Here is a 12,607-nt window from a genome sequence, read left to right on the forward strand (position 1 = left end):
GCGAGCGTTTCCGATACGGTCGTACCGTTCAGTCGGCTCCCACCGCGAGAACCGTCGGCACGATCATCGGGCGGCGGCGGTAGGCCTCGGAGACCCACCGGCCCACGGCGCGCCGGATCCCCTGCGCGATGCGATGCGCGTCGCTCACACCCTCGGCGGCCAGGGAGTCGAGAACCTGGTTGACCAGGTCGGCAGCCGCCTTCAGCGCATCCGGGTCGTCGGAGAAGCCACGGCCGGAGACCTCCGGCGAGCTGACCGCGCGCCCCGTCGTCGCATCGATCGCGACGGTGATCGCGATGAAACCGCCCTCACCGAGCACGAGACGCTCCGACAGGGTCGACTCGCCGACGTCACCGACCGACAGTCCGTCGACGTAGACGTGTCCGACCGGCACGCGCCCGACGATCTCGGCCCGGCCGTCGACGAGGTCGACCACGACGCCGTCCTCGGCCAGCACGACCTGATCCTCGGACACACCGGTCGCGACCGCGAGCGCGGCATTCGCACGCAGGTGGCGCCATTCACCGTGCACCGGCATCACATTCGACGGCCGCACCGCGTTGTACAGGTACAGCAGCTCACCCGCCGAGGCGTGGCCGGACACGTGGACCTTGGCGCTCTGCTGGGTGATCACGGTGGCACCGCGCTTGGCCAGGCCGTTGACGACGGCGAAGACCGAGTTCTCGTTGCCCGGGATCAGCGACGAGGCCAGCACGACCAGGTCATCGGCGCGGATGTTGATCTGGCGGTGCTCACCGCGCGCCATCCGCGACAACGCCGACAGCGGCTCGCCCTGCGAACCGGTCGAGATCAGCACGATGCGATGGTCGGGAAGCGTTGCGGCGGTGTCGAGGTCGACGACCACCCCGTCCGGCACCGACAGGTAGCCGAGGTCCTGCGCGATCTGCATGTTCCGCACCATCGACCGGCCGACGAAGCAGACGCGCCGGTTGTGGGTGTGCGCGACGTCGATGATCTGCTGGATGCGGTGCACGTGGCTGGCGAAGGACGCGACGATGACGCGTTGCCTGGCCTTGCCGATGACCTGGTCGAGCACACCACCGATCTCACGTTCGGGGGTGACGAAGCCGGGGACCTCGGCGTTGGTCGAGTCGACGAGGAACAGGTCGACGCCCTCGTCACCGAGACGGCTGAACCCGGCCAGGTCGGTGAGACGACCGTCGAGGGGCAGCTGGTCGAGCTTGATGTCGCCGGTGTGCAGGGCGAGACCCGCCGGCGTGCGGATCGCGAGCGCGATGGCGTCCGGGATCGAGTGGTTGACCGCGAAGTACTCGCAGTCGAACGGACCGTGGGTGGTCCGCTCCCCCTCGGTGACCTGAACGAGCTTGGGCCGCAGGCGATGTTCCCGACACTTGGCCTCGACGAGGGCGAGGGTGAACTTCGACCCGACGACGGGGATGTCGCTGCGCAGCCGCAGAAGGAACGGGATCGCGCCGATGTGATCCTCGTGCCCATGGGTGAGGATCACCGCGTCGACATCGTCCATGCGGTCCTCGATGTAGCGGAAGTCCGGCAGGATCAGGTCGACGCCGGGCTGCTGGTCCTCGGGGAACAGCACGCCGCAGTCGACGATCAGGAGACGGCCGTCGTACTCGAAGACGGTCATGTTGCGGCCGATCTCGCCGATGCCGCCGAGCGCGACGATCCGGAGTCCGCCCTTGGGCAGGCGCCGCGGGGTGCCGAGACGATCGACCGGTGCCGGGGTCGCCGGCTCGTTCCGGCGACCACGCGCGTCGCCGCCGCGTTCGTGGCGACCGCGCCGGGCACCGGACGACGACCCGGACCGCTGCCGGGACGCATGCTTCGGGGCGGACTCGGACTTCGGGGCGCGAGGCGGTGCCGGGTCGGGCGCGATCATGGCCGGGACGGAGTCCACCGGGACGGCTTCCAAGGGGGTCGGCTCCGCGGGGGTCGGCTCCGCGGACACCGGCGGAGTGGCGGGCGGTCCGGCCTTGCGGGAGGCGGCGCGGCGACGGGTGCGCGCCGGCCGCGCTTCGGGCCCGCCGCTGTCGCTGCCGGTGTTGTCGATCATCAGGCGAGAACACCTGCCGCACGAAGATCCACGATCAGCTCCTCGATCTGGGGCCCGGTGGCGGGCACCTGGGGCAGACGCGGATCGCCCACCTCGAGTCCGAGAACGCGCAGCGCCGCCTTCACCATCGTGACACCTCCGAGGCGTCCCATCGCGTTGACGAGCGGAAGCATCGACGTGTTGAGCGTCCGCGCCGTCGCGAGATCACCCTTCTCGACCGCGATCTGCATCTCGCGCAAGCGATCCGGCACCAGGTGCCCGATGACGCTGACGAATCCGGTGGCGCCGATCGACAGCCACGGGAGGTTCAGTGCGTCCTCACCCGAGAGGTATTCGAGCTTGGTGGTGGCGATGAGGCCGGCGGCCGAGTGCAGGTCACCCTTGGCGTCCTTGACACCGCGGATGTTCGGGTGTTCGGCGAGCGCGAGCATCGTCTCGTTGGCGATGGGCACGATCGAGCGCGGCGGGATGTCGTAGAGCAGCACGGGAAGTGCGGTGGCGTCGGCGACGGTCCGGAAGTGCGCGAGGATGCCGGACTGCGGCGGCTTGGAGTAGTACGGGGTCACGACGAGCAGGCCGTGGGCACCGACCTTCTCCGACTCGATCGCGAACCGCACGCTCTCGGCGGTGTCGTAGCTACCCGCCCCCTGGGTGATCCGGGCGCGGTCGCCGACGGCGTCCAGCACGACGCGCAACAGATCGAGCTTCTCGGGCACGGTGGTGGTCGGCGATTCGCCGGTGGTGCCGGACACGACGAGTCCGTCGCACCCCTTCGACACGAGGTGATCGGCCAGGACGGCGGCCTTGTCCAGATCGAGACTTCCGTCGGGACGGAAGGGGGTCACCATCGCCACCACGTTCGTCCCGAAGGGATGCTCGTGCAGCGGTTCCTGGACTGCGTTCATGGTGCTCAAGGCTACCGCCTCCGTATCCGTGACGGGCCTCACCCTTCCAGCACGAACGGTGAGGTCGCGACCTCGGTGCCGTCGGCGAGCGTGCCGATCTCGAAATCGCCGAAGACGGTGGGAGCCACCTGCATCAATTGCCGCAGGCACTCGACCGCGAGCTGGCGGATCTCGACGTCGGCGTGCTCGGTGGCGCGCATACCGACGAAGTGCCGCCACGCACGGTAGTTGCCGGTCACGACGATCTTGGTCTCGGTGGCGTTGGGCAGCACCGACCGTGCGGCCTGACGTGCCTGCTTGCGACGCAGGATCGCGTTGGGCACGTCGGCGAACTTCGCCTCCAGTGCGGCGAGGAGTTCGGTGTACGCCTCACGACTCGCATCGGTGGCGGCCGTGAAGAGTTCCTCGAGGTGGTCGTCGCCGACGATCGCGGGCGGCGCGACGACGTTGGAGTCGTGTTCGGGCACGAACCGCTGCGACAGCTGCGAATAGGAGAAGTGCCGGTGCCGGATCAGCTCATGGGTGCACGAGCGCGAGATCCCGCTGATGTAGAAGGTGACCGACGCGTGTTCGAGCAGCGACAGGTGCCCCACCTCGAGGATGTGCCGAAGGTATCCGGCATTGGTGGCGGTGCGCGGGTTCGGCTTGTCCCAGCTCTGGTAGCAGGCGCGGCCGGCGAACTCGACGAGCGCCTCACCGCCCTCGGCGTCCGTGCTCCACGTCACGTCCTCCGGTGGGGTGAACTGGGTCATGGCGACCATCTGCACCTTCAGCGGCACCAATTCGGACACGCAGTCCCCTCCATTCGACGTTTGTGTGCCCTGATTGTCCCCCACTGCCCCGAAGGGCTCGGATTCGGCCTGACGTCGCGGGCCACGGTGGGTAAGGTCCCTGTGTGTCCACCCGACATGAGTCCACCCGACGGACTTTCCTGCGGACCGGTGCAGTCGCCACCGGGGCCGCACTCACCCTGCCCGCCGTCGTCGCTGATCCCGGCCCGGCTCAGGCTGCTTCCCCGCGGGCCTTCGCCCACGGCGTGGCTTCCGGCGACCCGCTGCCCGACGCGGTCATCCTGTGGACCCGGATCACCCAGTCCGCCGCCTCGACGCCGGGTTCCGGTGTGGGACCGGCATGTTCGGTGCGCTGGGAGATCGCGCGCGACGCGGGCTTCGGTGCGGTCGTCGGGTCGGGTGTCGTGCAGACCTCGGCCGAGCGGGACTTCACCGTCAAGGTCGACGCCACCGGGCTGAGTCCGCGGACGACGTACCACTACCGGTTCACCGTGACATCCGGACCGGTCGCCGGGGCTACGTCACCGATCGGTACGACCCGCACCGCACCCGCCACCGGCGCCGACGTCGGACGAATCCGCTTCGGCGTCGTGTCCTGCGCCAACTGGGAGGCCGGGTATTTCGCCGCCTACCGGCACCTGAACAACCAGAGGGACCTCGACGCCGTGGTGCACCTGGGCGATTACTACTACGAGTACCAAACCGGCCGGTACACGGGTAAGACCGGCGCGGTCCGGATCCACGACCCGCGTCACGAGATCCGAACGCTGCGTGACTACCGGACCCGTCACGGTCAGTACAAGACCGATCCCGACCTCGCCGCGCTGCACCGGTCGACGCCGTTCATCTGCATCTGGGACGACCACGAGTCGTCGAACGACAGCTGGCGCGGGGGTGCCGAGAATCACCAGCCCGGCGAAGGGTCGTGGCAGGTTCGACGCGCCGCCGCCCTGCGCGCCTACTCCGAGTGGATGCCGATCCGCCCCGGCGTCGACCCGCAAGGCCGACATCTGTTCCGCCGCCTGCGGTTCGGGAAACTTCTCGAGCTGTCGATGCTGGATCTGCGCTCCTACCGCGACCTCCAGGTGAGCGCGGTGTCGGCACGGATCGACGAGCCGTCCCGCACGATGCTGGGTCGGGCTCAGATGTCCTGGCTGACCAACGGCCTCACCTCGTCGGAGACCCGGTGGAAGATCGTCGGCAATCCGGTCATGATCTCGCCGGTACTGATCCCGCCGCTCGACCCGAAGACCACCGGGGCGGTCACCGAACTGCTCGGGATACCGGAGGAGGGCATCCCCTACAACGCGGATCAATGGGACGGCTACGCCGCCGACCGTCGGCGCCTCCTCGACTCGATCAGGAACAACGGCGTCGACAACGTCGTGTTCATCACCGGGGACATCCACTCGTCGTGGGCATGCGACATCCCGGTGGACGTCGCGAACTATCCGGGTGCCGGGACCGTCGCGACGGAACTGGTCGGGACGTCGGTGACGTCGACCAACATCGACGAGATGTTCAACGTGCCGGCGAACACCGCCGGTCCGACGATTGCGGCCGCGTTCAGTGCGGCCAATCACCACGTCCGCTACTGCGAGCTGGACTCGCACGGATACTCGGTGCTGACCGTCACCCCGTCCGCCACCCAGATGGACTGGTATTTCCTGAACGACAAGACCGATCCGCGGTCGGGCCAGTTCTACGCGAAGTCCTTTCGGGTGCGCAGCGGGACGCAGCGTGTCCAACCCGTCGGGCGCCCCGCCGTGTGACCTACGTGCTCTGATCCAGGATCGCCGACAGTTTGGCGTGGGTGTCGGGCCAGCCGTGGACGGCGATCGAGGTGATACCGAGTGCCTTGACGGGGTAGTCGTTGCCGCCCTCGTCGAGACGGTCGCCGAAGAACAGGATGTCGGAGGTGGTCAGGCCGAGGATGTCCATCAGCTTGAGCGCGCCGTACGCCTTGTCGATGCCCTTCTTGGTGACGTCGACCGACGTCGAACCACCGCTGCGCACCTCGAGGTCGGGCAGCCGCTCGGCGGCATATGCCCGCAGCGACTCCTTCTTCGCGCCGTCGGGATCCCAAGCGGCCTTGGCATCGACCGGGGCCTTCTGCCCGAGTGCACTGAAGGTGATCTGGCTGCCGCGGTCCTCGAGGATGTCGCCCCAGGTCTCGCTCTCCCACAGTCCCAGTTCCTTGGCACCGGTCTCGAGGACGTCGAGTGTGCGCTTCTTCTCGTCGTCGCTGAGGTACTCCGCGTAGACGGTCTCCCACTCGCCGCCGTCCCAGCGGACGTATTGGGTGCCGCAGGTGGGCATCAGATGGAGGTTGCCCACCGAGTCGAAGGTGCCGAGGCGCGCGAGAACCTGCTTCTCGAACTGGGTGAAGTTGCCGCCGGAGATGATGCAGCCGAGGCTGACCTCGAGCATCCGGTGCAGCAGGTCCACCATCTGGTCGTCGAGCGGGCTCTTCGACGGTGCTAGGGTGTCGTCGAGGTCGAACATCACCAAGCGATAGTCGTTGCCTTCATACGACACGGTCATCGTCGCATCTCTCCTTCAGGTCGTCCCCGTCATGTTTCTTCGATCTCTCGGTGCTCAGCATCCCATCACCGCTCGCAGATCGCGCGCGAGGTCGCCCTTCGCGCCGACCGTCACGTCATCCAGGTCGAGCCAGCCCGCGAATCTCCGCAGGTCGGCAGCCAATCGCTCGGCGACGACGCGGCGATCGTGGCCGGGCTCGCCGAAGGCGGCGAGTACCAACAGGGTTCGGGATCTCCGGTCGGCCTTGAGGTCGACGCGTGCGGCGAGGTCGGTGCCCAACAGGTAGGGCAGCACGTAGTAGCCGTGCACGCGTTTGTGTTCGGGGACGTAGATCTCGATGCGGTAGTGGAAGTCGAAGAGTCGCTGCGCACGTGGGCGGAAGAACACGAGGGGGTCGAACGGCGACAGGATCGCCGAGGTGTCGATGCGTCGCGGCATGGGCGCGCCGTCGGCGAGGTAGGCGGGGTCACGCCACCCGTCGACCGAGACCTCGTGCAGCACACCCGCTTCGACGAGGTCGGCGACGGCCGGCCGGGCATCCGCCGGCTTGATGCGGTAGTAGTCGGCGAGGTCGGTGACGGTCGCGACCCCGAGCGAGCGTGCGGCGCGGGCGATGAGCTCGCGTTGCGCCTGCGCACGATCAGGTCGCACCGCGGCGACGTCGGCGCCGACGACACGGTCGGTGAGATCGTAGTGGCGAACGAAGTTGCCGTTCCGCACGGCCGACAGGTCGCCGGCGGCGAACATCGCCTCGCACAGGTGTTTGACCTCGCCACGCTGCCACCAACTCCCGGCCGTTCCGGGTTCACGCTCGATGCCGAGTTCCGCCTCGATGGTGCGCGGCGTCGCGGCACCGATCTCGTCGATCACACCCCGTACGTCGTCGGCGAGACTCCGGTTGCGACGCATGATCTCCCGGGTGTGCCGATAGCGGCCATCGGCGAATTCGTCCATCCGCCAACGGAACAGCGGCCAGTCCTCGACCGGGATCAGCGCGGCCTCGTGCGCCCAGTACTCGACCAGACGGCGTCGGCCCCGCACCGGCTGCCAGGCAGCGCGATGCAGAAGGTCGGGGTCGTAAGGACCCAGCCGGCTGTAGAGCGGCATGAAGTGCGCCCGCGCGACGATGTTGACGGAGTCCATCTGGAGCAGACCGGTCCGGCCGACGACCCGCTTCAGATGCGCCATGGTCGGCGCGCCCGACGGTGAGCGATCGGTGAATCCCTGTGCGGCCAGCGCGGTTCGACGCGCCTGGGCCGCGGACAACCGTTCCGTCGCCATCAGCCCCGTGCCCTCAGTCTCTGCCGGCGCGTGTGTAGTCGATGAAGCGGTAGCGAAGGCCGGTCGAGGACGTCTGCCACTCCCTCTTGTCGGCGACCGTCCACTCCGGTCCGATCTCCGGCGCGAATGCATCGGCACCCAGAACGTCGACGTCGATCTCGGTGACGCAGAGCTCCGTCGCGAACCGCATTGCGGCGCCGTAGATCTCGCCGCCGCCGATGATGCCGACAGGTTCGCCGTCGGCGAGGACCAGTGCCTCGGCGATGGTCCGGGCCACCACCGCCCCCTCGGCCGACCAGTCCGGGTTGCGCGTCACCACGATGTTGACGCGGCCCGGCAACGGCCGGAACTTCGGCGGCAGCGAATCCCACGTCTTGCGGCCCATGATGACCGGATAGCCGAGGGTCTTCTCCTTGAACCGGGCCATGTCCTCGGGGACGCGCCACGGGATGGTGTTGTCGCGACCGATCGCACCGCCGTGCGCCTGCGCCCAGACCAACCGGACGCGCGTCGGGAGTGCGACCCACGAGAGGTCGGAACTCACACCGCCACCGGCGCCTTGATCCCCGGATGAGACTGGTAGCCGACGATCTCGATGTCGTCGTACTCGTAGTCGAAGATCGAATCACGCTTGCGCAGTTCGAGTTTCGGATACGGGTAGGGCTCGCGCGAGAGCTGGAGGTTCACCTGGTCGACGTGATTGTCGTAGATATGGCAGTCGCCGCCGGTCCACACGAACTCGCCGACCTCGAGGCCCGCCTGCTGAGCCATCATGTGGGTCAGCAGCGCGTACGACGCGATGTTGAACGGCACCCCGAGGAACAGGTCGGCGGAACGCTGATAGAGCTGGCAGGAGAGCTTGCCGTCGGCGACGTAGAACTGGAAGAACGCGTGGCACGGCGGCAGCGCCATCTGCGGGATCTCGCCCACGTTCCACGCGGACACGATGTTGCGTCGCGAATCGGGATTGGTCTTGAGCGTCTCGAGGGCCACGGAGATCTGGTCGATCTGCTCCCCCGACGGCGTCGGCCAGCTGCGCCACTGGACGCCGTAGATCGGTCCGAGGTCACCGTTCTCATCGGCCCATTCGTCCCAGATGGTGACGCCGCGCTCCTGGAGCCAGCGGACGTTGGAGTCGCCGCGCAGGAACCAGAGCAGTTCGTAGATGATCGACTTGAGGTGGACCTTCTTGGTGGTGATCAGCGGGAAGCCCTCGGCCAGGTCGTAGCGCAGCTGATGACCGAAGAGGCTCTTGGTGCCGGTGCCGGTGCGGTCCGCCTTCGGGGTACCCGTCTCGAGCACGAGGCGCAGGAGGTCCTCGTACGGAGTGGGGATCGTCCCGGTCGATGAGGTATCGCGGATGGCCGTGCTCACGCCGGACAGTCTACGGGCCGACCGCCGCACCGTCCGCGAAGCGCACCTCGAGGACTGTCGCCGGGGTGCGGGGCGGCTCACCCGGCGGGTTGACGCCGTGCGCCGCGAGCACCGGGCGCACGGCGGGATGTACCACCTTCTCCATCGCGTCGAAGCAGCTCTCCTCCGAGTCCCAGACGTCGAGGTAGCTCACGGTCTTGTCGGCGTTCTCGATCGCCAAGTGAACGATGAGCCCGGGCATCGGGGTGTCCCCGATCCGCTGGGCGATCTCGCCGTACATCTCGGCGTCGATGGGGACGTCCTGGGTCCAGGCGAAGACGGCCATGATGATGCTCCTCTAATTTCATCCGACTTTGTATCGGATCAATTGTGATGCCCTTAGACTAGGGCTGATGCCCGACACAGTCAATGAGCAATCTGCAGGTCAGACCACGCGCCGCTATGACGCAAGCCGGCGCCGCGCGGCCGCGGCGCAGACCCGTACGAACATCCTCGACACGGCCCGCGGATTGTTCCTGTCCCAGGGTTATGCCGCGACAACCGTCGCCGAGATCGCCCGCGGTGCCGGAGTCGTGCCCGACACCGTCTACACGGTCGTCGGCCGGAAGCCGGCGATGTTCCGGGAACTGATCGAACTCGCACTGTCGGGGACCGATCAGCCGATTCCCGGCGCTCAGCGCGACTACGTCGCACGCATGCGCGCCGAGGACGACGCACGCCGGAAGCTGGCGATCTACGCCGACGCGGTCACCGCGATCCAGGGGCGTCTCGCACCGTTGTTCCTCGTCCTCCGGGACGCCGCGGCCCTCGACGGCGACCTGAGGAGCCTGTGGGACGAGATCACTGCGCGACGCGCCGAGAACATGCGTCGACTCGCCGCAGATCTCGTCTCGACCGGCGCCACGCGCACCGATCTGACCGTCGAGGAGATCGCCGACATCGTCTGGACCATGAACTCCTCCGAGTACTACTCGATGCTCGTGACGAGCCGCGGATGGACATCGGACCGGTTCTCCAACTGGCTGCACGACGCATGGTGCCGACTACTCCTCGATCCCACGCACGCTGTGTGACTGCTGTGACTCGTGTGAATCGAGCGGTACTCTTCCTGAGTGGCCACTCGCAGCACGACCCGCGCCAATCGCTATGCGAAGCGACGCCGCAAGCGTGTCGCCGCCCGCGACAACGACCTCACCGACACCCAGTGGCTCGCACTCCGGGAGGCCTGGGGCGGGTGTGCGTACTGCGGCGCGGCCGGGGTGGCTCTCCAGCGCGACTGCATGCTCGCGATCTCCCGCGGCGGCCGCTACACCGTGACCAACGTCGTGCCGTGCTGCGGTTCGTGCAACGCCAGCAAGTGCAACTCGGAAGTCACCTCCTGGATGCGCCGCAAGAAGCTCGACGAGAAGGCGTTCCTGGTGCGGCAGTACGAGGTGAGCAGACTCCTCGCCGACGTGGAATAGCCCGGAGTCCACGTCCGGGCTGCTCCGGAAGTGTTCCGCGGAACGCTCGGTTGCAGCACACTGGGACCATCCCGGCGAAGGAGAGACGACGATGAGCTTCGAGACCTCGGCAGGTACACGTGGCGGCCGTGTGCCGAAGGGACCGTTCATGCGGATCGTGAACAAGGTCGTCGCGCCTATGATCCGCCGCAAGGGACAGTTCGGCGGGATGAACGCACTCGTGCTGACGACCGTCGGCCGCAAGAGCGGTCAGGAACGGGTGACCCCGCTCGCCTGGTTCCCGGGCCCCGACGGCAGTTGGCTGATCGTGGCGTCGGCGAACGGCGCGGTGAACAACCCCGGTTGGTACCACAACCTGAAGGCGAACCCCGACAAGGCCCGGATCGAGGTGGACGGCAGGACCGTCGAGGTCCGCGCCCAGCAGCTCCACGGCGACGAACGCGCCCAGGCCTGGAACACGATCAACAAGAACGAGCGGTTCGCCGGCTACCAGGAGAAGACCGATCGGGAACTGCCGATCATCAAGCTGACCGCCAAGTAGCTACAGACCCACCCTTTTTCGGCAAACCCAGCACCCCGCGAGGTGGTGATTCTGCCGAAAAGTGGTGGGTTTGCCGGACGTTCAGCCCATCAGCTGCGCCGCGACCGTCGCGCCCAACTCCCAGCACGCCTCGCGGTCGTCTTTCGTCGGCTTCTCCGAGACCACCACGTACTCAGCCGACTTCACCCAGCCAAGGCCCGTGGTGATGGCGTCGACAGCCTTCTCCGCACCCTCGGTTCCCTGGTTCCCGTGGAAGTACGCAGCGAACGGCCGACCCTGCGTCGAGTCGAGGATCTGGTAGTAGCTGACGTCGAAAGCGTGTTTCAGTGCGCCACTGATGTATCCGAGATTGGCGGGCGTGCCGAGGATGTAACCGTCGGCCTCGAGGAAGTCGCTCGCGGTGACTGCCAGAGCGGCTCGACGCACCACCTCGACGCCCTCGATCTCCGGATCCGTGGCACCGGAGAGCACCGCCTCGAACATTTCCTGACATGCCGGCGACGGCGTGTGGTGGACGATCAACAGCCGCTTGGCCGCCATCAGGACCTCCCCGCGAACGCCAGCAACCGATCGGCCGCGCTATCGGACGCCGGCTCGATCGGCGCCTCGAACAATCCGGCCCCGCGCAGCTCCTCGATGACCGGCGCCGCATCGGTGAGCACGAACTCGACCAGCCCGTCCGACGGAGCCCACTCCGCATCGAGGCCCACGCACAGATCGTGGGAATGCAACGCCAGCTCCATGATTCGCATCACCAGCAGTTGGCGGCCCGGTCGTCGTCCGGCGCGATGATCGACCTCGACGTCGAGGTCAGCGGAGTCGACCGCGGCCCGAAAGGCGTTGTCGCTGCGCCAGAATTCAGCGACCGGGTCGCCGGCACCCACATAGTCGACGTCGCGTGTCGCCAAGGTGTCGGCGGCGCTGGCACCTTCGAGCAACATGGCGTAGCGGTAGCCGCCGCCGATGAGGTGATTGATCAGGTCGCGGTTGGTCCATCCCGCGCAACCGCTTGCCTCCCCGAGTCTTTCGGGTCCGGCGTTCGCCAGGTGGTCGGCCCAGAGACGGGCGGCCTCGTCGAGAAAGCTCGTCGGATCGCTCATCTGGCCGGCCCCTTACTGTTCGCGTCCGTGGAACTGTGCGACCGCGCGTTTCATCATCGCGCGGGCGCGGGGGCGGTCGCCGGCGTAGTCGTAGGCGCGGGCGATGCGGTACGTGTTGCGCCAGTCGTTCGGGTCGGCTTCCCACTCGGCCTTGACCTGCGCGAACAATTCGTCGGCGGCGTCGCGTTCCATGCGGCCCGAAGCGCGGTGCGGGAGGTTCGAGATGTCGAGCTCGCGGCCTTCCTCGGCCATGATCGCCGCGAGCTTCTGGTGTTCCAGACCCGCGCGCAGCGTCGCGTAGATCAGCCACGCGCCGATGAGCGGCAGTGCGATGACACCGAGTCCCAGCCCGATTCCCGCGACGGTTCCCGTCGCGATCAACTGGAACCCACGCCAGCCGAGAAGTACGAAGTAGACGACCAGCGCCACGACCAGGAAGCCGATCATCCAGACGATCGGCCGGGCGTCCTTCTTCTTCGGACCCAGCTGCGGCGCGCCACCCTCGGTGTCGCCGGTGTGGGTGCCCTCGTCGTGCGTGCCGTCATCGACCATGGG

15 protein-coding genes are annotated in these 12,607 nt (G+C 67.6%); 4 read left to right on the plus strand and 11 right to left on the minus strand.

Annotated features, from left to right (window positions below; all coding sequences use genetic code 11):
- Positions 1-28: 28 nt before the first annotated feature.
- The 3 genes from NWF34_RS01100 to thyX are packed head-to-tail and all read right to left on the minus strand — an operon-like array spanning position 29 to position 3,749.
- The gene (locus tag NWF34_RS01100; protein WP_024498472.1) at positions 29-2,053 is read right to left on the minus strand and encodes a ribonuclease J; all 2,025 of its coding nucleotides are present in this window, start codon (positions 2,051-2,053) and stop codon (positions 29-31) included.
- Positions 2,053-2,958 (minus strand): 4-hydroxy-tetrahydrodipicolinate synthase, encoded by a 906-nt coding sequence (gene dapA, locus NWF34_RS01105; RefSeq protein WP_024498471.1) that lies wholly within the window; start codon positions 2,956-2,958, stop codon positions 2,053-2,055. The genes NWF34_RS01100 and dapA overlap by 1 nt, the downstream gene beginning before the upstream one ends.
- A gap of 38 nt (positions 2,959-2,996) precedes the next feature.
- On the minus strand, positions 2,997-3,749 hold the full coding sequence (gene thyX / locus NWF34_RS01110; RefSeq protein ID WP_024498470.1) for an FAD-dependent thymidylate synthase: 753 nt from the start codon (positions 3,747-3,749) through the stop codon (positions 2,997-2,999).
- A gap of 104 nt (positions 3,750-3,853) precedes the next feature.
- On the opposite strand from thyX, the gene NWF34_RS01115 reads away from it, so the two are divergent.
- Positions 3,854-5,521 (plus strand): alkaline phosphatase, encoded by a 1,668-nt coding sequence (locus tag NWF34_RS01115; RefSeq protein ID WP_024498469.1) that lies wholly within the window; start codon positions 3,854-3,856, stop codon positions 5,519-5,521.
- A 1-nt stretch (position 5,522) separates the two neighbouring features.
- On the opposite strand, the gene NWF34_RS01120 is transcribed toward NWF34_RS01115, so the two are convergent.
- Genes NWF34_RS01120 through NWF34_RS01140 form a run of 5 tightly spaced genes read right to left on the minus strand, consistent with a single transcriptional unit; the run spans position 5,523 to position 9,273 of the window.
- A complete protein-coding gene (locus NWF34_RS01120; protein WP_024498468.1) occupies positions 5,523-6,293 on the minus strand; it encodes an HAD-IIB family hydrolase in 771 nt (256 codons plus the stop codon).
- A 54-nt stretch (positions 6,294-6,347) separates the two neighbouring features.
- On the minus strand, positions 6,348-7,574 hold the full coding sequence (locus NWF34_RS01125) for a winged helix-turn-helix domain-containing protein (protein WP_024498467.1): 1,227 nt from the start codon (positions 7,572-7,574) through the stop codon (positions 6,348-6,350).
- A gap of 13 nt (positions 7,575-7,587) precedes the next feature.
- Positions 7,588-8,118: a dihydrofolate reductase gene (locus tag NWF34_RS01130; RefSeq protein WP_258324050.1), complete on the minus strand. Its 531-nt coding sequence runs from the start codon at positions 8,116-8,118 to the stop codon at positions 7,588-7,590.
- Positions 8,115-8,948 carry a thymidylate synthase gene (locus NWF34_RS01135; RefSeq protein WP_258324051.1) on the minus strand — a complete coding sequence of 278 codons (834 nt, stop codon included), beginning with the start codon at positions 8,946-8,948 and terminating at the stop codon, positions 8,115-8,117. Before NWF34_RS01135 ends, NWF34_RS01130 begins: the two co-directional genes overlap by 4 nt.
- 10 nt (positions 8,949-8,958) lie before the next feature.
- Entirely contained in the window at positions 8,959-9,273 is a 315-nt protein-coding gene (locus tag NWF34_RS01140; protein WP_258324052.1) for a hypothetical protein, read from the minus strand.
- A gap of 67 nt (positions 9,274-9,340) precedes the next feature.
- Here NWF34_RS01140 and NWF34_RS01145 point away from each other — a divergent pair, with 67 nt between their 5' ends.
- The 3 genes from NWF34_RS01145 to NWF34_RS01155 all read left to right on the plus strand — a co-directional run bounded on the left by NWF34_RS01145 (position 9,341) and on the right by NWF34_RS01155 (position 10,952).
- Positions 9,341-10,021, plus strand: a complete 681-nt coding sequence (locus NWF34_RS01145) for a TetR/AcrR family transcriptional regulator (RefSeq protein WP_258324053.1) — start codon at positions 9,341-9,343, stop codon at positions 10,019-10,021.
- 39 nt (positions 10,022-10,060) lie between these two features.
- Positions 10,061-10,411: an HNH endonuclease gene (locus NWF34_RS01150; protein WP_258324054.1), complete on the plus strand. Its 351-nt coding sequence runs from the start codon at positions 10,061-10,063 to the stop codon at positions 10,409-10,411.
- A 91-nt stretch (positions 10,412-10,502) separates the two neighbouring features.
- On the plus strand, positions 10,503-10,952 hold the full coding sequence (locus NWF34_RS01155; RefSeq protein ID WP_258324055.1) for a nitroreductase family deazaflavin-dependent oxidoreductase: 450 nt from the start codon (positions 10,503-10,505) through the stop codon (positions 10,950-10,952).
- Between the two features lie 81 nt (positions 10,953-11,033).
- Here the strand turns inward: NWF34_RS01155 and NWF34_RS01160 are convergent, their stop codons facing one another.
- The 3 genes from NWF34_RS01160 to NWF34_RS01170 are packed head-to-tail and all read right to left on the minus strand — an operon-like array spanning position 11,034 to position 12,604.
- On the minus strand, positions 11,034-11,492 hold the full coding sequence (locus tag NWF34_RS01160; RefSeq protein WP_258324056.1) for a flavodoxin family protein: 459 nt from the start codon (positions 11,490-11,492) through the stop codon (positions 11,034-11,036).
- Positions 11,492-12,052, minus strand: coding sequence for a TIGR03086 family metal-binding protein (locus tag NWF34_RS01165; protein ID WP_258324057.1), 561 nt, complete (start codon positions 12,050-12,052; stop codon positions 11,492-11,494). Before NWF34_RS01165 ends, NWF34_RS01160 begins: the two co-directional genes overlap by 1 nt.
- A gap of 12 nt (positions 12,053-12,064) precedes the next feature.
- Positions 12,065-12,604: a membrane protein gene (locus tag NWF34_RS01170; protein ID WP_024498458.1), complete on the minus strand. Its 540-nt coding sequence runs from the start codon at positions 12,602-12,604 to the stop codon at positions 12,065-12,067.
- Positions 12,605-12,607 lie beyond the last annotated feature (3 nt).

The sequence above is a fragment of the Gordonia sp. GONU genome (assembly GCF_024733855.1).
GTDB lineage: Bacteria > Actinomycetota > Actinomycetes > Mycobacteriales > Mycobacteriaceae > Gordonia > Gordonia amicalis.